The 21,272-nt window shown below is 64.9% G+C and carries 21 protein-coding genes; 17 read left to right on the top strand and 4 right to left on the bottom strand.

Annotation, left to right across the window (positions count from 1 at the left end):
• Nucleotide 1 precedes the first annotated feature (1 nt).
• The 13 genes from ftsW (at nucleotide 2) to dnaE (ending at nucleotide 14,766) form a co-directional block, all read left to right on the top strand.
• Complete coding sequence (ftsW, locus tag ACX80X_RS05385) at nucleotides 2-1,390, top strand: putative lipid II flippase FtsW (protein WP_252600750.1); 1,389 nt, start codon at nucleotides 2-4, stop codon at nucleotides 1,388-1,390.
• Nucleotides 1,391-1,396: 6 nt separating this feature from the next.
• On the top strand, nucleotides 1,397-2,497 hold the full coding sequence (gene murG, locus ACX80X_RS05390; protein ID WP_252600752.1) for an undecaprenyldiphospho-muramoylpentapeptide beta-N-acetylglucosaminyltransferase: 1,101 nt from the start codon (nucleotides 1,397-1,399) through the stop codon (nucleotides 2,495-2,497).
• Entirely contained in the window at nucleotides 2,494-3,870 is a 1,377-nt protein-coding gene (gene murC, locus ACX80X_RS05395) for a UDP-N-acetylmuramate--L-alanine ligase (RefSeq protein WP_252600755.1), read from the top strand. The genes murG and murC overlap by 4 nt, the downstream gene beginning before the upstream one ends.
• Nucleotides 3,871-3,979: 109 nt before the next feature.
• Nucleotides 3,980-4,801 (top strand): cell division protein FtsQ/DivIB, encoded by an 822-nt coding sequence (locus ACX80X_RS05400; protein ID WP_459311453.1) that lies wholly within the window; start codon nucleotides 3,980-3,982, stop codon nucleotides 4,799-4,801.
• Nucleotides 4,802-4,988: 187 nt separating this feature from the next.
• A complete protein-coding gene (ftsZ, locus tag ACX80X_RS05405) occupies nucleotides 4,989-6,221 on the top strand; it encodes a cell division protein FtsZ (RefSeq protein WP_459311455.1) in 1,233 nt (410 codons plus the stop codon).
• Between the two features lie 8 nt (nucleotides 6,222-6,229).
• Nucleotides 6,230-6,919: a polyphenol oxidase family protein gene (locus tag ACX80X_RS05410; RefSeq protein WP_252600763.1), complete on the top strand. Its 690-nt coding sequence runs from the start codon at nucleotides 6,230-6,232 to the stop codon at nucleotides 6,917-6,919.
• Nucleotides 6,912-7,655, top strand: coding sequence for a YggS family pyridoxal phosphate-dependent enzyme (locus ACX80X_RS05415; RefSeq protein WP_252609133.1), 744 nt, complete (start codon nucleotides 6,912-6,914; stop codon nucleotides 7,653-7,655). Before ACX80X_RS05410 ends, ACX80X_RS05415 begins: the two co-directional genes overlap by 8 nt.
• An 88-nt stretch (nucleotides 7,656-7,743) precedes the next feature.
• Nucleotides 7,744-8,274 carry a cell division protein SepF gene (locus tag ACX80X_RS05420; RefSeq protein ID WP_056342219.1) on the top strand — a complete coding sequence of 177 codons (531 nt, stop codon included), beginning with the start codon at nucleotides 7,744-7,746 and terminating at the stop codon, nucleotides 8,272-8,274.
• A 120-nt stretch (nucleotides 8,275-8,394) separates the two neighbouring features.
• A complete protein-coding gene (locus ACX80X_RS05425; RefSeq protein WP_056342216.1) occupies nucleotides 8,395-8,682 on the top strand; it encodes a YggT family protein in 288 nt (95 codons plus the stop codon).
• A gap of 177 nt (nucleotides 8,683-8,859) precedes the next feature.
• Nucleotides 8,860-9,555, top strand: a complete 696-nt coding sequence (locus tag ACX80X_RS05430) for a DivIVA domain-containing protein (RefSeq protein ID WP_252600771.1) — start codon at nucleotides 8,860-8,862, stop codon at nucleotides 9,553-9,555.
• A gap of 93 nt (nucleotides 9,556-9,648) precedes the next feature.
• The gene (lspA, locus tag ACX80X_RS05435; RefSeq protein WP_252609134.1) at nucleotides 9,649-10,239 is read left to right on the top strand and encodes a signal peptidase II; all 591 of its coding nucleotides are present in this window, start codon (nucleotides 9,649-9,651) and stop codon (nucleotides 10,237-10,239) included.
• Nucleotides 10,232-11,158, top strand: a complete 927-nt coding sequence (locus tag ACX80X_RS05440; RefSeq protein WP_252600775.1) for an RluA family pseudouridine synthase — start codon at nucleotides 10,232-10,234, stop codon at nucleotides 11,156-11,158. Before lspA ends, ACX80X_RS05440 begins: the two co-directional genes overlap by 8 nt.
• 50 nt (nucleotides 11,159-11,208) lie before the next feature.
• Nucleotides 11,209-14,766: a DNA polymerase III subunit alpha gene (gene dnaE / locus ACX80X_RS05445; RefSeq protein ID WP_252600778.1), complete on the top strand. Its 3,558-nt coding sequence runs from the start codon at nucleotides 11,209-11,211 to the stop codon at nucleotides 14,764-14,766.
• A 10-nt stretch (nucleotides 14,767-14,776) separates the two neighbouring features.
• Here the strand turns inward: dnaE and ACX80X_RS05450 are convergent, their stop codons facing one another.
• The gene (locus tag ACX80X_RS05450) at nucleotides 14,777-15,274 is read right to left on the bottom strand and encodes a flavin reductase family protein (protein WP_104063547.1); all 498 of its coding nucleotides are present in this window, start codon (nucleotides 15,272-15,274) and stop codon (nucleotides 14,777-14,779) included.
• Nucleotides 15,275-15,433: 159 nt separating this feature from the next.
• On the opposite strand from ACX80X_RS05450, the gene ACX80X_RS05455 reads away from it, so the two are divergent.
• The 3 genes from ACX80X_RS05455 (at nucleotide 15,434) to nrdR (ending at nucleotide 18,024) form a co-directional block, all read left to right on the top strand.
• Nucleotides 15,434-15,967: a FecR family protein gene (locus tag ACX80X_RS05455; RefSeq protein ID WP_252600780.1), complete on the top strand. Its 534-nt coding sequence runs from the start codon at nucleotides 15,434-15,436 to the stop codon at nucleotides 15,965-15,967.
• Nucleotides 15,968-15,976: 9 nt separating this feature from the next.
• Nucleotides 15,977-17,365: a histidinol dehydrogenase gene (gene hisD / locus ACX80X_RS05460; protein WP_459311457.1), complete on the top strand. Its 1,389-nt coding sequence runs from the start codon at nucleotides 15,977-15,979 to the stop codon at nucleotides 17,363-17,365.
• Nucleotides 17,366-17,517: 152 nt separating this feature from the next.
• A complete protein-coding gene (gene nrdR / locus ACX80X_RS05465) occupies nucleotides 17,518-18,024 on the top strand; it encodes a transcriptional regulator NrdR (protein ID WP_252600785.1) in 507 nt (168 codons plus the stop codon).
• Between the two features lie 77 nt (nucleotides 18,025-18,101).
• On the opposite strand, the gene ppgK is transcribed toward nrdR, so the two are convergent.
• Together ppgK and map are read right to left on the bottom strand one after the other, a co-directional pair.
• The gene (ppgK, locus tag ACX80X_RS05470) at nucleotides 18,102-18,905 is read right to left on the bottom strand and encodes a polyphosphate--glucose phosphotransferase (RefSeq protein WP_252600787.1); all 804 of its coding nucleotides are present in this window, start codon (nucleotides 18,903-18,905) and stop codon (nucleotides 18,102-18,104) included.
• A gap of 57 nt (nucleotides 18,906-18,962) precedes the next feature.
• On the bottom strand, nucleotides 18,963-19,841 hold the full coding sequence (map, locus tag ACX80X_RS05475) for a type I methionyl aminopeptidase (RefSeq protein WP_056342187.1): 879 nt from the start codon (nucleotides 19,839-19,841) through the stop codon (nucleotides 18,963-18,965).
• Between the two features lie 120 nt (nucleotides 19,842-19,961).
• Between map and ACX80X_RS05480 the strand changes: the two genes are divergently transcribed.
• Nucleotides 19,962-20,126, top strand: a complete 165-nt coding sequence (locus tag ACX80X_RS05480) for an SPOR domain-containing protein (RefSeq protein WP_252569270.1) — start codon at nucleotides 19,962-19,964, stop codon at nucleotides 20,124-20,126.
• Between the two features lie 34 nt (nucleotides 20,127-20,160).
• On the opposite strand, the gene panB is transcribed toward ACX80X_RS05480, so the two are convergent.
• Entirely contained in the window at nucleotides 20,161-21,066 is a 906-nt protein-coding gene (gene panB / locus ACX80X_RS05485; RefSeq protein WP_459309897.1) for a 3-methyl-2-oxobutanoate hydroxymethyltransferase, read from the bottom strand.
• Between the last annotated feature and the right edge of the window lie 206 nt (nucleotides 21,067-21,272).

Genomic DNA, 21,272 nt, shown 5'->3' on the forward strand with positions numbered 1-21,272 from the left:
AATGGTCAGCACGCCCACCCGGTCGCCGGCGTCCCGGCCGCGCGCCGGGAAACCCGCTTCGCCCGTAAAGTCCACCATCACCCTGCCGGACCGGATCCGGGACTGGTACCAGGCCTTCTGGTCCACGCTGGAAGGAACCGGCACCTCCAAGAACGGCTCAACGTATTACCTGATCCTTGGTTCCACGCTGGCCCTGACCGCCATCGGCATCATGATGGTGCTGTCGGCCTCCAGCGTCGAATCCATCGCTGCGGGAAAGTCGCCCTACGGCGACGCCCTCAAGCAGGGGATGTTCGCCGCCATCGGCATCTTCACCATGTTTGTCCTCTCCCGCATCAACGTGGTCTGGCTGAAGCGGCTGGCATGGCCGGGGCTGGGCGGGGCCCTTGTCCTCCTGGTCCTGGTGCAGCTGATCGGAGACGAAGTCAACGGCAACAAGAACTGGATCGACCTGGGCGGCATCACCTTCCAGCCGTCCGAGGCGTCCAAGCTGACTCTGGCGCTGTGGATGGCCACTGTCCTGGCCAGGAAAGGGAAGCTGCTGCGGCGCTGGCCCCACGTGCTGATCCCGGCCGTGCCGCTGGCGGGCGGGGTCATCGGCCTGGTCCTGCTGGGCAATGACCTGGGCACCGCCATGATCATCATGATGATCACTGCTGCCGCCCTCTTCTTCGCGGGAGTACCGCTGTACCTGTTCGGGTTCGCCGCACTGGCCGCAGCCGCCGGCACGGCCGTCATGGCCATCACCAGCTCAAACCGCATGTGCCGCATCACCTCGTGGTGGACGGGCCAGTCCTGTGCCGACGGCATTGACGCCAACTACCAGGCCACGAATGGGCTCTACGGGCTTGCGTCCGGCGGCTGGTTCGGCGTCGGCCTCGGCCAAAGCCGGCAGAAGTACAGCTGGATCCCGGAAGCCCATAACGACTTCATCTTCGCCATCATCGGCGAGGAACTCGGCCTGGTGGGCACCGTCGTCGTGCTTGTCCTTTTTGCCATCCTTGGCGCCGCCATCTACCGCGTAGTGGTGGCGCAGGAGGATATGTTCCACCGGGTGCTGGCCGGCACCATCATGGTGTGGCTGCTGGGGCAGGCCACGGTCAACATGGCCGTGGTGACGGGGCTGATGCCGGTGATCGGCGTACCGCTGCCGTTCATTTCCTACGGCGGTTCGGCACTGCTGATGTCGCTCTGCGCCGTGGGGGTGGTGCTCTCGCTTGCCCGCGAACAGATGGCGCCTGCCCTCAGGCCGAAGAAACTGCTCAAATTCGGCGCCAAGAAGGCCGGGGGATCGGCTGGCCGCAAACCTGCTGGCCGGAAAACCGCCGGCACGACAACCGCTGCCCGCAAAACCGCCAGCCCCACAACAACCGCAAGAAAGCGTACGTAGCACCAGATGACTTCCCAGAACCTGTCCATTGTCCTGGCGGGCGGCGGAACCGCCGGCCACATCAGCCCACTTCTGGCCATCGCGGCCGCCCTGCGTGCCGCCGTGCCCGGCGCCAGGCTGCTCGCCGTCGGCACGCCCGCCGGCATGGAAACCCGGCTGGTGCCCGCCGCCGGCCTTGAACTGGCCACCATCGACCGGGTGCCGTTTCCGCGGGAACCTTCCATTGACCTCCTCAAGCTGCCCGCACGGCTGGCCGGGGCGGTCAGGCAGTCCGGACGCATCCTCGACGACGCCTCGGCCGACGTCCTGGTGGGCGTCGGCGGCTATGTCTGCACACCCCTGTACCTCGCCGCCCGGCGCCGGGGAATCCCCATCGTGATCCATGAGGCCAATACCAGGCCCGGCCTGGCCAACCGGGTGGGATCGTTCCTGACCCATCACGTCGCCACCGCCTTCGACACCACGCGCCTGCGTCACGCCCGCCATGTGGGCATGCCCATGCGGACCGAAATCTCCAGCCTGGACCGGGACACTGCCCGCGCCGCCGCCCGCGAAGAACTGGGCCTGGATCCCACCTCGCCCACGCTGATTGTGACCGGCGGTTCCTCCGGCGCCCAGAGCATCAACCGCGCGGTCGCTGCCGCCGTCCAGGACCTTGGCGCGGCGGGGATCCAGACACTCCACATCACCGGCCGCGGCAAGACGGTTTTGGGGCCCGACGGCGGCCCGCTCGCCGCGCCGGGCTACCGGCAGCTGGAGTACGTGGACGGCATGGAACGGGTGTACGCAGCCGCGGACGTGCTGCTGGCGCGGTCCGGAGCGGCCACGGTCTGCGAAGTGGCCGCCGTGGGAGTGCCGGCAGTGTTTGTCCCGCTGCCCATCGGCAACGGCGAGCAGGCGCTCAACGCGGCGGGGCTCGTGAACGCCGGTGGCGCACTCCTGGTCCAGGATAAGGACTTCACCGCGCAGTGGGTGGCCGGTATGCTTATCCCCCTGGTCACCGACCCCGGCCGCCTGGCCACCATGGCCGCCAGCTCGCGCCGCCTTGGCATCAGAAACGCCGATCAGCGCATGGCTGACCTTGTCCTGGAAGCGGTATCCGCATGATCCCCACAAACATCCGCAGCCAGGAGTCCCTGGGCCGAGTACATTTCATCGGCATCGGCGGGGTGGGAATGTCCGCCGTGGCCCGCATCATGGTGGCCCGCGGCGTCGCCGTCAGCGGATCGGATGCCAAGGACCTTCCGGTGATGGCGGAGCTGGCTGCCGCCGGCGCGAGGATCGCCGCCGGATACGCCGCAGCCAACCTGGGCAATGCCCAGACCGTGGTGGCCGGCTCGGCGATCCGTGCGGACAACCCCGAACTGGTGGCCGCGCGTGCGGCGGGCCTGCCCGTGCTGCACCGCTCGGAGGCGCTGGCGGCCACCATGGGGGACGACCTCGTAGTGACCGTGGCAGGCACTCACGGCAAGTCCACCACCACCTCCATGATCACCGTCCTGCTCCAGGGCGCCGGGATGGATCCGTCGTTTGCGATCGGCGCCAACGTGCCTGCGCTCGGCGTCAATGCCGCCCACGGCACGTCAGGGGTCTTTGTGGCCGAAGCGGACGAGTCCGACGGCTCCTTCCTGAACTACCGGCCAAAGATTGCCGTGGTCACCAACGTCGAACCCGATCACCTGGACCACTACGGCACCGCAGAGGCCGTCTACGAGTCCTTCGACCGCTTTACGGCGCTGCTTCCGGCCGACGGCGTCCTGATTACCTGCGCTGACGACGCCGGCGCCGCAGCCCTGGCAGAGCGCACGCTCGCCCGCGGCAACACCAGGGTGGTGCTGTACGGCACCTCGGACGGGTCGGACCTGGTGCTGCACGACGGCGGCCCGGGGGACGTGGCGGTTTCCTCACCGGCCGGGCGGTTCGCCCTGGACCTGCAGGTCCCGGGTAGGCACAACGCGCTGAACGCCGCCGCCGCCGTCGCCGTCGCGCTGGAGCTGGGGGTCGACGCCGACGCTGCCGCGCGTGCCCTGGCGCACTTCGCGGGCGCTTCGCGGCGCTTTGAACTGAAAGGGGAGGCGCGCGGCGTGCGCGTCTATGACGACTACGCCCACCACCCCACCGAAGTCCGGGCCGCCCTGACGGCTGCACGGTCAGTGGCCGGCGGGCACCGCGTCCATGTTTTGTTCCAGCCGCACCTGTTCTCCCGCACCAGGGAGTTTGCCAGGGAGTTCGCAGATGCGCTGAACCTGGCAGACACGGCCCTGGTCCTGGACATATACCCCGCGCGCGAAGATCCCATCCCCGGAGTCAGCAGCCAGCTCATCGCCGAGCACCTGTCGCCCGGCGGACGCCTGGTGGAGCCGGGCGGGGCGGTTGCTGCCCTTACGGACGCCGCCGGGCCCGGCGACATCATCCTGACCGTCGGGGCAGGGGATGTCACGGCCTTCGGACCGCAGATCGTGCAGGCTCTCAGTGGGTAGACCGCGCCGGCCCACCTACGCTTCACCGGGCAGGCGGCAGCCACCCGCGCCAGCGGAACCGGAGGTCATCTCGGCCTCCAAACGCGCCCCCGAGGCGGACACCCCGTCTTTGCCCGACCGCAAGAATGCGAAGTTCGCGGACCGGAACCCGCCGTCAGACAAGGCACCAGCAGGCAAGGCGCCGGCAAGCAAGGCGCCGGCGGGCACCGACAATGTGCTGGCCTTCCCGGAGCCGCCCGGAAAACGCCTTAAGCGGAACATCCTGGTGACCCTGGGCACTGTCCTGGCGTTGGTCTGCGCGCTGCTGGCCGCCGCAATCTTTTCGCCGGCACTCGCCGTAGGCACCGTCACGGTGTCCGGGACCCGGCTCGTCACCACGGAACAGGTGCAGGCCGCACTGGAGCCCCTGAAGGGCAAACCCCTGCCCCAGATCAGCGATGAGGAGGTCAGCCGCCTCCTGGCGCCGCTCGTCCAGATCAAGTCCGTCTCAACCCAGGCACGCCCGCCGTCCGGGTTGATGGTCCAGGTTTTGGAGCGGGTCCCGGTGGCCCTGGTCAAGCAGGGGGAGCAGTACCAGTTGGTGGATGTGGACGGCGTGGTCCTGGCCAGCCCTGCGGACCCGGCCGCAGTTGCCCTGCCCGTGATCGACGGCGGCGCCGGAACCATCGGCAAGGACCTCTTCCAGGCCACCGCAGCGGTCCTCGGTGCACTCCCGCTGGACGTGCTGTCGAAGCTGTCCAACGCGTCCGCCCAGTCAGTGGACGCCGTTGAGCTCAAACTGGTGGACGGTCAGACCATCATTTGGGGGAATGCGGGGGAGAAGGAGCTCAAGGCCAAGGTGCTTGAAGCCTTGCTCAAAGTTCCCGCGGACCCGAAGAACCCCGTCCGTGTGTACGATGTGAGCGCGCCCCGGCATCCGGTGACGCGCTGAACGCTTTATTTACCCGGTATTCCCGCGACACGCGGCTCCGGTTATTGAATGTCCGAACCATAGGAAATAGCGTTCCAGACATGAGTTACTTGACATAACTATAACCTTCAACTCGAAGGTTAAGGTTCGAAGCTTCAAGCCCGACTCCACAGTTTTCGCAATAGGACACGAACAAGGGACACGTAACGTGGCAGCTCCGCAGAATTACTTGGCCGTCATCAAGGTCGTCGGCATCGGCGGCGGTGGCGTGAACGCAGTCAACCGCATGATCGAGGTCGGTCTTCGCGGCGTCGAATTCATCGCGGTCAACACCGATGCACAGGCATTGTTGATGAGCGATGCAGACGTCAAGCTCGACATCGGACGTGAGCTGACCCGCGGGCTCGGTGCAGGCGCCAACCCCGAGGTGGGCAAGCAGGCTGCGGAGGACCACGCCGACGAAATCGAAGAGGTCATCCGCGGCGCGGACATGGTGTTTGTGACCGCCGGCGAAGGTGGCGGCACGGGCACCGGCGGCGCCCCTGTGGTGGCACGCATCGCCCGGTCTCTCGGAGCGCTGACCATCGGTGTGGTGACCCGCCCGTTCACGTTCGAGGGCCGCCGTCGTGCGGGTTCTGCAGAGGCGGGCATCGACGCCCTCCGCGACGAAGTGGACACGCTGATCGTCATCCCGAACGACAGGCTTCTGTCCATCAGCGACCGCAACGTCTCCGTCCTGGACGCTTTCCGTTCCGCTGACCAGGTCCTGCTGTCCGGTGTCCAGGGCATCACGGACCTCATCACCACCCCCGGCCTGATCAACCTCGACTTCGCGGACGTCAAGTCCGTGATGCAGGGCGCAGGCTCCGCGCTGATGGGCATCGGCTCCGCCCGCGGTGAAGACCGTGCGGTGAAGGCTGCCGAGCTCGCCATTGCATCGCCGCTGCTGGAAGCCTCCATCGACGGCGCCCATGGTGTCCTGCTCTCCATCCAGGGCGGTTCCGATCTTGGCCTGTTCGAAATCAATGAAGCTGCCCGCCTGGTCCAGGAAGTGGCCCACCCCGAAGCCAACATCATCTTCGGTGCCGTGATCGACGACGCACTCGGTGACGAGGCCCGTGTCACGGTCATTGCCGCCGGTTTCGACGACGTCAAGGCCACCTCTCCCTCCATGAACCAGTCGCAGCCGCAGGTTGCGCCGCAGCGGCCCGCAGCGGCACCCGCGCCGGCTCAGGCCCCCACTTCGGGTGGCAGCCACCAGCACAACGTCCAGCCGGTCCACGCCGGAGTCGGCGCGTCAGGCCTGAGCAACTGGGGCCAACAGCGCCCGTCGTCGGTCCCCGCCGATTCAGGCTTCGACGTCGACCTGCCCTCGGTAGTGGAGCCGGACCTCTCGGGCAACCGCGCCGATGACCTGGATGTCCCCGACTTCCTGAAGTAGGGCCCGGGTTGTTCTATTGGCGGGCCGAAGTGTCTGCTGGTGTGAGTGTGGCGTTCTCAGACACCCAGGCCGGCAATCTTGCCCTGCACGTCGGGGACAACGCCGCTGATGTTCTCCAGCGCCGGGAGGCGCTGGAGAACGCTGCCGGCCTAACCCGTGGTTCCCTCCGGTTCATGGAGCAGGTCCACGGCACTGCGGTGGAAATGATGGAGCCGGCCACGCCAGCGCCGACCGCCGATGCCATGGTGTCGCGGGGGCTGCCGCTTGCGGTGATGGTGGCCGACTGCATCGCGGCAGTACTCGTAGGGGAAGGACCTGACGGTCCGGTCCTCGCCGCCGTGCACGCAGGCCGCCCGGGGATAGAAAACGGCATTCTCCCGGCGACAGTGGAGCGGATGCGCTCAGCCGGGGCTACCGCCATCCGTGCCTGGCTGGGCCCGTCAATCTGCGGGCGTTGCTATGAGGTGCCCGCCGAACTGCGCGCCCAAGTAGCTGCCCAGGTGCCGGCGACGTGGGCTGCCACGTCCTGGGGCACGCCCGCACTGGATCTCCCAGCAGGGGCGAAGAGCCAACTTGAAGCTGCCGGCGTCGTCATCGAATATGCGGGTCCGTGCACGCTTGAAAACGAAGAGCTTTTCTCTTACCGCAGGTCCAACACCACCGGGCGCTTCGCGGGACTGGTGTGGTCGCATGAATGAGGGCACTGTGGAGGACAACGCCGAACGGATGGCTGATCTGGCGGAGCGCCTCGCCGCCGTGCAGCGTCGTATTGATGCGGCCGTCCAGGATGCAGGCCGGGCGGGGGACCTGCCCACGCTGATTGTGGTCACCAAGTTCCATCCGGCCGCCGACATCAGGCGCCTGGCTGCCCTCGGCGTCCGCGACGTCGGCGAGAACAGGGACCAGGAAGCCTCCTCGAAGGCGGCCGAACTGGCAGGCCTCGGACTCAACTGGCACTTCGTCGGGCAGCTGCAGAGCAAAAAATCGAAATCCGTGGTGAAGTATGCCCATGCGCTCCATTCCGTGGACCGGCTGGCCCTGGTTGATGGCCTTGAGCGTGCCATCGCCGCGGAACAGGAGCGTACGGGCCGGGGAGCCCTGGACTGCTTCATTCAGGTCAGCCTCGACGACGACGACGCCGGCGCGCATCGCGGCGGCGTGGCCGCCGCGGAGGTACCACTCCTGGCCGAGCGGCTGGCGGCTGCGGCAGGACTGGAACTGGCCGGCGTTATGGCTGTCGCCCCGTTGGGCACCAGTCCTGAGGCGGCGTTTGAAAAGCTGGCGGCCATCTCGGCGGCCTTGGTAGCGGAGCATCCCGGCGCAACCGCCATCTCGGCGGGCATGAGCCAGGACCTGGAAGCGGCCATCCGTTTCGGTGCGACACACCTGCGAATCGGTTCCGATATTCTCGGATCGCGTCCTGACGTGGGGTAGCGTCGAACCCATAGGAAGTGAATGGCGGGGGATTCAAGGCTGTCAAGTCATTGGGCGGCCCGCCTACGGACACGATTAGGAGTCGACCATGGCCGGCGCTCTGCGCAAGACAATGATCTATCTTGGGCTCGCCGATGGCGATGAACACTACGAGTCCGAGCACACCACAACACGTAAGGACGAGGACGATTCGATGGAAGTTGACCGCGAGGAACGCCGTGCACCGGCACCCGTCCGCGACGTCAGCCGCGAGTCATCACACGCCCCCGAAGAGGAATACCGCGCACCAGTGACCCCCATCAAGCGTGCGGCCTCAAGCCGCGAAGAACCGTCCGGGCTTCGGCAGATCACCACGATCCACCCGCGGTCCTACAATGACGCCAAGCTCATCGGTGAGAGTTTCCGGGACGGCATCCCCGTCATCATGAACGTCACCGACATGGGCGAAGCGGACGCCAAGCGTCTCGTTGACTTCTCGGCAGGGCTGGTTTTTGGTCTCCGGGGCAGCATCGAACGCGTCACGAACAAGGTTTTCCTGCTGTCACCGTCGTACATTGAGGTCATTGGCGATGACAAGAAGGTCAGCGAGACCCAGGCCAGCTTCTTCAATCAAAGTTAGCCCTGAGCTTATTCCGGATGCCAGACAGGTACACCTGTCTGGCATCTGTGCTGAAATAGACAAGAAACATTGGCAGGGCACCGCGGTATCCGGAATGGACATGGAGATATGAGTTAAGTCATGGGAATTGTTTTCGGACTTGTCTATATCGCCCTTTTGCTGTTCTTCGTGGCGCTGATCATCCGGCTGGTCTTTGACTGGGTCCAGATGTTTGCCAGGGAATGGCGTCCGCGTGGTGTTGCCCTCGTGGTGGCCCACACGGTGTACTCGATCACCGATCCGCCCCTCAAGGGGCTCCGGAGGCTGATCCCGCCGTTGAGGCTCGGCGGGGTGACTTTGGACCTCGGGTTTCTGGTCCTGTTCATCGCCGTCAGCATCGCGATGGCGGTCACCAGGGGTTTCGCGTAATCTTCGACAAGACCTAGCGGCGCAGGCGAAGTTCCTGGAATTGGAACTCCCTCTGAGCCGCGAAGAAATCTCCGGTTTGACACCCAGTGTTGAATTAGAGGAACCAGACAATATTTAGGTACCGTAGTTTTGACGGCCGGAAGGCCTACTGACTAACTAGACCAATGAGGTGACCAGATGGCTTTGACGCCAGAAGACGTTGTCAACAAGCGCTTTCAGCCGACCAAGTTCCGCGAAGGCTACGACCAGGATGAAGTTGATGACTTCCTGGACGAGATCGTTGTGGAACTCAGGCGCCTGAACCAGGAGAACGATGAGCTCCGCAAGAAGCTTGCAGAAGCAGGTTCCGGTGTGCCGGCCAGCTCCGCTGCGTCCGCCCCGGTGGTGGAGAAGGTTCCCGCACCCGTCAAGGCTGACAAGGTTGAGTCCCCGGCTAAGGCCGAGGTCGAGGCGAAAGCTCTCGACGCCGCCAAGAAGAAGGAAGCCGAGCCGGTAGCACCTGTTGCGGCCGTCCCGGCTGCTGCGCCCACCGCAGCCAACGGAAGCACGGTTTCAGCCGAGTCCGCTGCCGGCCTGCTCGCCATGGCGCAGCAGATGCACGACCGTCACGTCGCCGACGGTCAGTCCCAGAAGGACAAGATCATCGCAGAGGCCCAGATCGAGGCCAGCAGCCTGGTCAACGATGCCCAGGAGAAGTCCCGGAAGATCCTCGGTGCCCTCGAGCAGCAGAGATCCGTCCTGGAACGCAAGGTGGAGCAACTCCGCGGCTTCGAACGCGACTACCGCTCACGCCTGAAGGCCTACATTGAAGGCCAGTTGCGCGACCTTGACGCCCGCGGTTCCGTGGCGGCACCTGAGGTTGAAGCGAACTAGTTCGTCAAGCACGTATTCTGAGAACCGGTGGCTGAGGATTCCTCGACCGCCGGTTTTTGGGATTTAACATTTGTTTTACAAAATGAAAGCACTATGACTGACCACCTCGCCGCTGACGCCGCAAACCCTTCTCCTTCATCGGCCCGCCCCCGGCGGGCACTCCTGCTCTCGCTCTTCGCCGGTTTTGCGGTCTTTGCGTACGTCCTGGACCAGCTGACAAAACTCTGGGTGACGTCCTCGATGGTGGAGGGTGAACGCATTCCGGTGCTTCCGCCGCTCCTGCACTGGTACTTCATCCGCAATTCCGGCGCCGCATTTTCGATCGGGGAAAATGTCACGTGGGTGTTCTCCATCATCATGGCCGGCGTCTCCATCGCCATCCTGCTCCAGGTGCGTAAGCTGGGCTCGGCCTGGTGGTCGCTGGCACTGGGTCTGCTCCTGGGCGGGGCCCTGGGCAACCTGACGGACAGGCTCTTCCGGGAGCCCTCGTTCGGCATGGGGCACGTGGTGGATTTCATCCAGCTGCCCAATTTTGCGATCTTTAACATCGCCGACTCCGCGGTGGTCTCAGCGGTGGCCATCATCTGTATCCTCACGCTGAAGGGGATCGCCCTTGACGGTTCACGGCATGTCGCGGTGCCACGGAAAGAGGCGGCACAGCCGAAGGACACGGACGGTGTCTGAGCGTGTGGTGGTCGCCGACGAATTCGGCGGAACGCGGGCGGACGCAGGGCTCGCCAAGCTGATGGGGATTTCCCGGTCAATGGCCGCGACCCTCATTGCTGAAGGCAACGTGGTGAGCCGCGGCAAGAAACTCGGAAAGTCCGCGCGGTTGGTTGCCGGAGATGTCCTGGAAGTGACGGTGCCTGAACGACGGGACCCGCTCGAAGTAGTGGAGGAAGTTGTGGAAGGCCTGAAAATCCTGCTGGACGACGACGAATTTGTCGTTGTGGACAAGCCGGTGGGCGTTGCCGCGCATCCGTCGCCCGGCTGGGTAGGGCCCACGGTAGTCGGCGGTCTCGCCGGAGCCGGCTTCCGGATCTCGACGTCGGGTTCCCCCGAGCGGGTGGGAATCGTGCACCGGCTCGACGTCGGCACGTCCGGGGTGATGGTGGTGGCCAAAACGGAGCGCGCCTATACTGCCCTGAAGCGGGCCTTCAAGGAGCGCACCGTGGAGAAGGTGTACCACGCGGTGGTCCAGGGGCTCCCGGATCCGCTGGAGGGCACTATCGACGCACCAATCGGTCGCCACCCCGGACACGACTGGCGCTTTGCCGTGATCGAAGACGGCCGGCCGTCGATCACGCACTATGAGGTGCTGGAGGCTTTTGGTAAGGCCACGCTGGTGGAGGTGCACCTTGAGACCGGGCGTACACACCAGATCCGGGTCCACTTTTCAGCGTTGCGGCACCCATGCGCCGGGGATCTTACCTACGGGGCGGATCCTCGGCTCGCCGCCAACCTGGGCCTGACCCGGCAATGGCTCCATGCCCGGCAGCTCGGCTTCGACCACCCGGTAACGGGGGAGCGCGTGACCGTTACCAGCGAATACCCGCAGGACCTGGCCTTTGCCCTCGAAGTCCTGGAGTCCGGGGAGGCCTAGCGGCTGGGTCGCTGGGTCCTTGGCGGTCCGCCAGCGCTTAGAATGGTGCGGTGACTTCCAGCAATGCCTCGTTCGTCCATCTCCACAACCACACCGAATACTCCATGTTGGATGGCGCAGCCCGCCTGGGTGAGCTCTTCAACGAGACTGAACGCCTCGGGATGCCGGCCCTGGCCACCACCGACCACGGTTACCTTTTCGGGGCTTTCGATTTCTGGAAGCGCGCCACGGACCAGGGGATCAAGCCGATTATCGGCGTCGAAGCCTACGTCACCCCCGGCACCGCACGGACGGACAAAAGCCGTGTCCGCTGGGGCGAGGAACACCAGCGCAAGGACGACATCTCCGGCGGTGGCTCCTACACCCACATGACGCTGCTGAGCTATAACAACGTCGGCATGCGCAACCTCTTCCGGGCCTCGTCCATTGGCTCGCTGGACGCGGTCTTCGGCAAGTGGCCTCGTTTGGACCGTGAGCTCCTGAACACATACTCCGAAGGCCTGATCGCCACTACTGGCTGCCCTTCGGGCGAGGTCCAGACCCGGCTGCGGCTGGGCCAGTACCGCGAGGCCATGGAAGCCGCCTCGGAATTCCGGGACATTTTCGGTGCGGAGAACTATTTCTGCGAACTGATGGACCACGGCCTGGACATTGAACGCCGGGTCACGGGGGACCTGCTGCGGCTGGCCAAGGACCTGAACCTGCCGCTGGTGGCCACCAACGACCTGCATTACACGCACGAACACGACGCCAAGGCGCACGAGGCCCTGCTTGCCATCCAGTCGGGTTCCACGCTGCTGGAGCCATCGTATGACAACGGCGGTTCCCGCTTCGCGTTCTCCGGCAGCGGCTACTACCTCAAATCCCCGCAGGAGATGCGGGAGCTGTTCAGGGACCACCCGGATGCGTGCGACAACACCCTGCTGATCGCCGAGCGCTGCGATGTCTCGTTCAACACCGGTGCTAACTACATGCCGCGGTTCCCGTGCCCGCCGGGCGAGGACGAGACATCCTGGCTGGTCAAGGAAGTTGCCACGGGACTGGAATACCGGTACCCGGGCGGTGTCCCGGACAAAGTCCGCACCCAGGCTGACTACGAGCTCGAAGTCATCACCTCCATGGGGTTCCCGGGTTACTTCCTGGTGGTGGCCGACTTCATCAACTGGGCGAAGAAAAACGGCATCCGCGTCGGTCCGGGCCGTGGCTCCGGAGCCGGCTCCATGGTGGCGTACGCCATGCGCATCACGGACCTGGATCCGCTCCTGCACGGGCTGATCTTTGAACGGTTCCTCAACCCGGACCGTGTGTCCATGCCTGACTTCGACGTTGACTTCGATGACCGTCGGCGGTCCGAGGTCATCGACTATGTGACCCGGAAATACGGCGACGAGCGCGTGGCCATGATTGTCACGTACGGCACCATCAAGACCAAGCAGGCGCTGAAGGACTCCTCCCGTGTGCTGGGTTACCCGTTCAGCATGGGCGAGCAGCTGACCAAGGCGCTCCCGCCGGCCGTGATGGCCAAGGACATCCCGCTCGCCGACATCCAGAACAAGGACTCAAAGCGCTACAGCGAGGCGGGTGACTTCCGCCAGCTGATCGCCACTGATCCCGAGGCCGCCAAGGTCTTCGAGACGGCTCTCGGCATTGAGGGGCTGAAACGCCAGTGGGGCGTGCACGCCGCCGGCGTCATTATGTCCTCGGACCCCATCATCGATGTCATCCCGGTCATGCGGCGCATCCAGGATGGCCAGGTGATCACGCAGTTCGACTACCCCACCTGTGAGGGCCTGGGCCTGATCAAGATGGACTTCCTCGGCCTGCGGAACCTGACCATCATTTCCGACGCCCTGGAGAACATCAAGCTCAACCGCGGCCTGGACCTGGACCTGGACAGCCTGGCCCTGGATGACGTGGCCTCCTATGAACTGCTGGCCCGGGGCGACACCCTGGGCGTGTTCCAGCTTGATGGCGGCCCCATGCGCTCACTGCTGAAGCTGATGAAGCCTGACAACTTCGAAGACATCTCCGCGGTGCTCGCGCTCTACCGGCCAGGTCCCATGGGCGCCAACGCGCACACCGACTACGCGCTGCGCAAAAACGGGATCCAGGAAGTCATTCCGATCCACCCCGAACTCAAGGAACCCCTTGCTGAAATCCTCGGCGGAACCTACGGCCTGATCGTCTATCAGGAGCAGGTGATGGCCGTAGCCCAGAAGCTCGCGGGCTATTCCCTCGGGCAGGCAGATATCCTGCGGCGCGCCATGGGTAAAAAGAAGAAATCCGAGCTGGACAAGCAGTTCGCCGGATTCTCCCAGGGCATGCAGGACAACGGCTATTCCATGGCCGCCGTCAAGACCCTGTGGGATATCCTGCTGCCGTTCTCCGACTACGCCTTCAACAAGGCCCACTCCGCCGCGTATGGCGTGATCTCCTACTGGACCGCCTACCTGAAGGCGCACTTTGCGCCGGAATACATGGCTGCGCTGCTGACGTCGGTCGGTGACGACAAGGACAAATCGGCAATTTACCTCAACGAATGCCGGCGCATGGGAATCACCGTGCTGCCGCCGGATGTGAACGAATCCGCGCTGAACTTCACCCCGGTAGGCACCGACATCCGCTTCGGCATGGGCGCCATCCGCAACGTAGGGGTCAACGCCGTCGAAGCGATGGTGGCCGCGCGCGAAAAGGAAGGCGCCTACACGTCCTTCAAGGACTACCTCATGAAGGTCCCCGCCGTGGTCTGCAACAAGCGGACCATTGAATCCCTGATCAAGGCCGGAGCCTTCGATTCCCTCAACCACCACCGGCGTGCGCTGGCGATGATCCATGAAGAGGCCATCGACTCCGTCATCACCCTCAAACGAAACGAAGCGATCGGCCAGTTCGATCTCTTCGCCGGTTTCGAGGAGGCCGAATCCGAAGCGTCGCTGAGCATCGAGATTCCCGACCTGCCGGAATGGGAAAAGAAGGACAAGCTCTCCTTTGAGCGGGACATGCTCGGCCTGTATGTGTCGGACCACCCGCTGCAGGGCCTGGAAGGACTCCTCAGCCAGCACGCGGACCAGTCCATCACCTCGATCATCGGCGAAGACGGGCCGCACGACGGCGCCATCATCACCATCTCCGGCATGATCACCTCGCTCAGCCGCAGGATCGCGAAGGCGAGTGGCAACGCCTATGCCCGTGCCGAAATCGAAGACCTCGGAGGTTCGATGGAGGTGATGTTCTTCGGCCAGGTCTACGGCCCTATCGCGTCGGTACTGGCCGAGGACCTGATCGTGGTGGTCAAGGGGCGCCTGCAGCGACGGGACGACGGTGCCGTAACGCTGAACTGCATGGAACTGTCCGTTCCGGACCTCAGTGAAGGAACCAACGGCCCCGTGCTGATTTCGATGCCCACCCACAAGGCAACCGAAGCTGTTGTCACCGAACTGGGCGATGTCCTGCGGAACCACCGGGGGAACTCTGAAGTCCGGCTGCACCTGCAGGGGGACACCCGGACGGAAGTCATGGGCCTCCCCGTCCATCTCAGGGTCAACCCCAGTCCGTCATTGTTCGGCGACCTGAAGGTGCTCCTGGGCCCAACCTGCCTGGACAACTAGGTCCCGAAAGTTAGATCTCGTAGTCCAGCGGGACCGGCTGGCCATAGCCGCCGGCGTGGTACAGGAGCGGCGAACCGTCGTCGCCCACTTCGCCGTCCACAACTTCAACCACCACCACGGCATTGTTCTCGAAGGAGAGCCGCATCTGGATCTTGCCGATCAGCCAGCCCGCGACGTCTTTGAGGATCGGGACCTCGTGCGGGCCAAGTTCCCAGTGGTCCCCGCCGAACCTGTCCTTGGTGCGGGCGAAACGGTCCGCCAGCGCCTGGTTTTCCAGGCCCAGCATGTGGACGCCGAGGTAGGTGGCATTGGCCACGGCCGGCCACGAACTTGAACTGCGGGCCATGTTAAAAGTGAACCGCGGCGGCTGCGCTGAAAGTGACGCCACGGACGTGGCGGTAAAGCCGTAGGGCTCGCCCTGGTAGTTCACGGTGATGATCGCGACCCCGGCCGCATGCCGCCGGAACATTTCCTTGAAGGTGCCCTCGAACGGCGTTTTGTCTGTCATCTTGAAAGTTGCTCCCTGAAAAGCAGGCTGAAATGGACTTTTCCTTAAGGGTATTAGTCCCCGTCGGAGAGGGAGCAATCGCTGGACCCGGCACGTCATCTGTCAAGACTGCCCATGTCATTTGATCTTCGATACCCGACCTTTGTTAAGGTTTATTTCATGAGACAACACATCAGCCGCCGGTCTTCCCGGCTGCCGTGGAAATGGTTTTCCGCTGCTGCTGCCGGTGGCGTTCCCGTCGGCCTGCTGTGGTGGCTGCTCGCGCCAGGGGGGATGAACCTGATCACGCGCAACCCCGCCCTGGCCGACGGGACCAATCCGGAGGTATGGCTGCTCAGGGACCTCACCCTTGCTGGGCTTTGTGTGTTCGCAGGGTGCCTGGTGGCCGTCTTCCTGACCGATAAAGGCGGCCGCGATGCGCAGGCGGCCTTCCTCCTGGGCCTGGCCGGCGGACTGGGCGGGGCCCTGATCGCGTGGCTGACCGGCGTGCTTGCGGGCCAGCTGTGGGGCGGCCCCGCAGATACATCTGTCAATGCCAGCGTCGCGTTCTCGCTCCGGTCCCTGTCCGTGCTGATCCTGTGGCCGGCCGCGACTGCCACGTCCGTGTTTGTCCTGAGCCTGATAAACCTGCTCAAGAGCGGGCCCGGGAGTGCGGGCACGCCGGTAGCCGAAGACAACGCGCCCGGCGCGTAAAATGGACCGGTGACCATTTCTCCTGAACTTCCTGCCACCCCGCCTGCCACCCCGCCTGCCGCCGCTGTCAGCTTCCGGACGGTCGACCTTCGGGGCAGGGGCCTGACGCTTGCCGGTTTGCGCGCTGCTGTTCCCCGTGCCCGGCAGCACACCGTGGCGGATGCGGAACAAAAAGTGCTGGATATCATCAAAGCCGTCCGCGAGGACGGCTTCGCGGCCCTCAGCGACCTGGCACTCCGTTTCGACGGAGTCCAGCAGGTCCACCCCCGCGTCCCGGCGGCCTCGTTGGCCCGGGCGCTGGCGGACCTGGATCCGGCGGTACGCAGCGCATTGGAAGAGTCCATCAGCCGGGCCCGGCGCTTCGCGGACGGGCAGCGGCCGCGGGATCTCGACGTCGAACTCGGCGACGGTGCGCTGGTGAGCCAGAACTGGGTGCCGGTATCGCGGGTTGGCTTGTACGTCCCCGGCGGTCTCGCCGTCTATCCGTCGTCGGTCATCATGAATGTTGTCCCGGCGCTGGCTGCGGGAGTGCAGTCCATCGCCCTGGCATCGCCGCCGCAGAAGGACTTCGGCGGCCTCCCGCACCCCACCATCCTCGCGGCAGCGGCCCTGCTCGGCATCGACGAGGTCTACGCCATCGGCGGGGCCCAGGCCATCGCTGCGTTCGCTTACGGAGTGCCGGCACATGACGCCGGGCCGGCGCTGGAGCCCGTTGATGTAGTCACGGGTCCGGGAAACATTTTTGTGGCTACGGCGAAGCGCCTGGTCAAGGGTGTGGTGGGCATCGATTCCGAGGCGGGGACCACCGAAATCGCGATCCTGGCTGATTCAACGGCGCAACCTGACCTGGTGGCGGCAGACCTGATCAGCCAGGCGGAGCACGACCCCCAGGCGGCTTCCGTGCTCATCACCGACTCGGCGGACCTGGCCGCGGCGGTCCGCGCCGAACTGGACCGGCAGGCGGCCGGCACCAAGCACTCCGCGCGTGTATGCGAGGCGCTCTCCGGCCCGCAGTCGGGAGTTGTCCTGGTGGAGGACCTGGAGCAGGGCATCGCCGCCTGCGACGCCTACGCCGCTGAGCACCTTGAAATCATGACCGTTGACGCGCCGGCGGTCGCTGCCCGGATCCGGAACGCCGGGGCGATCTTTGTGGGGGACTACAGTCCTGTCAGCCTGGGCGACTACTGCGCCGGCTCCAACCACGTCCTGCCCACCAGCGGGACTGCGGCGTTTTCCTCCGGACTGAACGTCACCACTTTCCTGCGCGCCATCCAGGTCATCAACTACAGCCGGGCCGCGCTGCAGGAAGTCAGCGGCCACATTGTGAGCCTGTCCGGTGCCGAGGACCTGCCGGCGCACGGTGAAGCGGTCACGGCGCGCTTCCGCGAGGCCCGCTGACGCAGCAGGCCTCGCGGGGCCGGCTGCGGGCACCACTACATGTGGTAATTACAGGATTGTTATTCCGCTACATGTAGTCGTAAACTGAGAGACGGAGAGGTCCGCCGGGGCCGGAAACATCGGCGCCGGAAGACATCGAGGGAGGGGACACCATGTACTGTCCATTTTGCCGCAATCCGGACTCCCGCGTTGTGGACAGCCGGATGGCCGACGACGGCTCGGCCATCCGCCGCCGCCGGCAGTGCCCGGAATGCGGCCGCAGGTTCACCACCGTGGAAACCACGAGCCTTTCGGTGATCAAACGCTCCGGAGTGGGCGAACCCTTCAGCCGCAGCAAGGTCATCAACGGCGTGCGTAAGGCATGCCAGGGCCGGCCGGTCAGCGAAGACGACCTGGCGCTCCTTGCCCAGGAGGTGGAGGAGCAGATCCGTGCCTCGGGCGCTGCCGAGATCGACGCCCATGAAGTCGGCCTGATCATCCTTGGTCCGCTGCAGAAGCTTGACCAGGTGGCCTACCTGCGTTTTGCCAGCGTGTACCAGGCCTTCGAATCCCTTGAGGACTTCGAGACCGCTATTGCCCTGCTCCGCCACGAGTCCGTGGAAGAAGGCACGCAACCCGCGGCGGCGGCTGCGAAGAGCTCCGAAAAGAGCCCCCTGTAAGCTCCGGTGGTGGCCGCGGAGGGGAAGCCGCCGCCACCACCGGCACCGGCTGCCCCAAGGCGCCGGGCAGCTACCGGCTATTTTGTGAGCTTGTGCTTAATGGCAATTTCGACGGCGGCACCGACGATCCCGGCCTCATTCTTGAGTTCGGCCGGCACGATCCGGGTGCGCAGTTTGAGGTGCGGCAGGTATTCGTCTGCGCGCTTGGAGATGCCACCTCCCACGATGAACAGCTCGGGCGAGAACAGGAATTCCACGTGCGAGAAGTAGCGCTGCAGCAGCACGCTGTATTCCTCCCAGCTCAGTCCGTCCCTTTCGCGGGCCACGGCTGAGGCTTTGCTTTCGGCGTCAAATCCGTCGATCTCCAGGTGCCCCAGTTCTGCGTTGGGGACGAGGCGGCCATCGAAGATGAATGCTGAGCCAATTCCAGTGCCCAGGGTGATCACCAGGACAGTGCCATCCACCCCCTGACCCGCACCAAAACGGGCCTCCGCCAGCCCGGCGGCGTCGGCGTCGTTAATGACCTCCACCGGGCGGCCAAGGTGTGCGGTCAGCAAAGCATCAATGTCGGTGTGGAGCCAGGTCTTGTCCACATTGGCCGCCGAATGGACCACGCCATGCTGGATGATGCCGGGGAAGGTGACGCCCACGGGCGAATCCGCGGCCGGAGCCTCGGGGCGGCTTGAAAGCTCGGCAACCACCTGCGCCACGACGTCGGCTACGGCGGCAGGGGTGGCGGGCTGGGGCGTAGGCACGCGGAACCGTTCACCCAGCAGCTTGCCTTTTTTCAGGTCGACAATGCCGCCCTTGATTCCCGTACCGCCGATGTCAATGCCGATCAGCGGGGCGTTCTTGTGCGACTTCTCGTCCTTCTTGGCCAATGTTGTTCCGTTCGTGGCAGGGCGGCAGGTCGGCCGGGCGGCTGACCGGAAAAAATTTCAGGGGAGCGTGAGGATTTCGGCGCCGGATTCTGTCACCAGCAGTGTGTGCTCAAACTGGGCGGTCCGCTTGTGGTCGCGGGTGACAACTGTCCAGTCGTCCTCCCACATGTCCCACTCGATGGTGCCGAGGGTCAGCATGGGTTCGATGGTGAACACCATGCCGGCCTCGATGACTGTGTTGTAGGCCGGCGCTGCATCGTAGTGGGGGATAATCAGGCCCGTATGGAACGCTTCGCCCACGCCGTGGCCGGTGAAGTCCCGCACCACGCCGTAGCCGAAACGCTTGGCGTAGGACTGGATGGCCCGGCCGATCACGTTGATCTCCCGGCCGGGAGCCACGGCTTTGATGGCCCGGTTGAGGGATTCCCGGGTGCGCTCCACCAGCAGGCGGGACTCGTCGTCGACGTCGCCCACCAGGAAGGTGTGGTTCGTGTCGCCGTGGACTCCGTTGATAAAAGCGGTGATGTCGATGTTGAGGATGTCGCCGTCCTGAACCACGGTGCTGTCCGGGATGCCGTGGCAGATCACTTCATTCAGCGACGAGCACAGGGACTTCGGGAACCCTCGGTAGCCAAGCGTGGACGGGTAGGCCTTGTGGTCCAGCAGGAATTCGTGACCCACCTTGTCCAACTGGTCGGTGGTAACGCCGGGCCTGATGTGGTTGCCCACCTCAACGATGGCCTGTGCGGCGATCCGGCTGGCGATCCGGATTTTCTCAACGGTCTCGGCGGATTTGATCTCGGAGCCGGTGAACTTGGCCGGGCCGGGCTTGCCTACGTATTCCGGGCGCGGGATGGACGCGGGAACGGGGAGCTGCGGGCTGACGGTTCCGCGGGTAAGGGTGCCGGTGGGTGCAGTCGAGGCTAGGGAAGGCATAGATTGATCATATAAGGCACCGCATTAGGCCAAGTAACTGGAAGCCCCAAGCTGTCCGCATCCACGTTTAAGTTACGTGGATCACGGCAGGGCCCCCGCCGGCTGGAACGAGGAGGACCGATGACTGAGTACTGGTACAACGTGAACACCCACGAGGTGGAAGAGGACGCACTCTCAGACTGGAGCCAGCTGATCGGCCCCTACAAAACGCGGGAAGAGGCCGAACACGCCCTCGAAAAAGTCCGGGCCCGCAACGAGGCCTGGGAAAAGGGCGAGGAGGACTGAGCCGTAGCCTGGCCCGGCCCGTGGCCTGCCCTGCCTAGAAGGAGTGCTCCGGTCCGGGGAACTGGCCTGAACGGACCTCGTCGCCATACGCCTTCGCCGCGTCACTGAGGGTAGTGCGCATGTCGGCATACTGTTTGACGAACTTCGCCATCTTGCCGCCGCGGAACCCGGCCATGTCCTGCCACACCAGCACCTGCCCCGTGGTGGCGTTGCCGGCGCCGATCCCCACCGTCGGCACGCTGACCGCCGCGTCAACGGCGGCCGCAGTGTCCGCCGGAACCATTTCCATCAGGACGGCGAACGCCCCCGCCTCCACCAGCGCCACGGCGTCGTCAATCAATCGCTGTGCGTCATCCCCGCGGCCCTGGACCCGGTATCCGCCCAGCGCGTGTTCACTCTGGGGGGTGAAGCCGATATGGGCCATCACCGGGACGCCGGCCTGGACCATGGCCCGGACGGTTTCCGCATAGTATTTTCCGCCCTCGATCTTGACGGCATGGGCCAGCCCCTCCTTGAGGAACCGGACACCTGTTTCCACACCCTGCTGCGCCGAGACTTCATAACTGCCGAACGGCAGGTCTGCCACCACCAGGGCTCGCTTGGCGGACCGCGCCACGGCGCGGCAGAGGGGCAGGAGTTCATCCACCGTGACCGGCAGGCTAGTCTCGTTGCCGAATACGTTGTTGGACGCCGAATCGCCTACCAGGAGGACCTCGATGCCAGCCTGGTCGAAGATCTCTGCGCTGTACTGCTCGTAGGCGGTCAGCATGGCGAAGCGTTTGCCGTCCCGTTTGGCCTGCTGCAGGTGGTGGATACGCACCCTGGGTGCGGGCTTCGCGTTCACTTCCGACGACGGCGGCTGCACCCGTGCAGGTCCGTTTCCGTATGGTGCGTGTACTTCAGCGGACGCGCTTGACTCAGAGCTATTGGTTGAGGCCATGGCAAGAGCGTAATGCGGCAGCAGCAGTCCTAGCCACCGCAGACGGGCCGGCGGACCGTGATCCGCGTCATATTCACGTGCCCGCCAAGGGCATTTTTGCCACCTGTGGGCGCGGCCGTCAATGCTTGCTGTGTAAACGCTGTGTTACGTGCGGCGCCGTCGCCCGCATTGGAGCCGATTGCTTAGTAAAGTGAAGGTGAACTGCT

It is taken from the genome of Pseudarthrobacter sp. MDT3-1, from assembly GCF_054510755.1.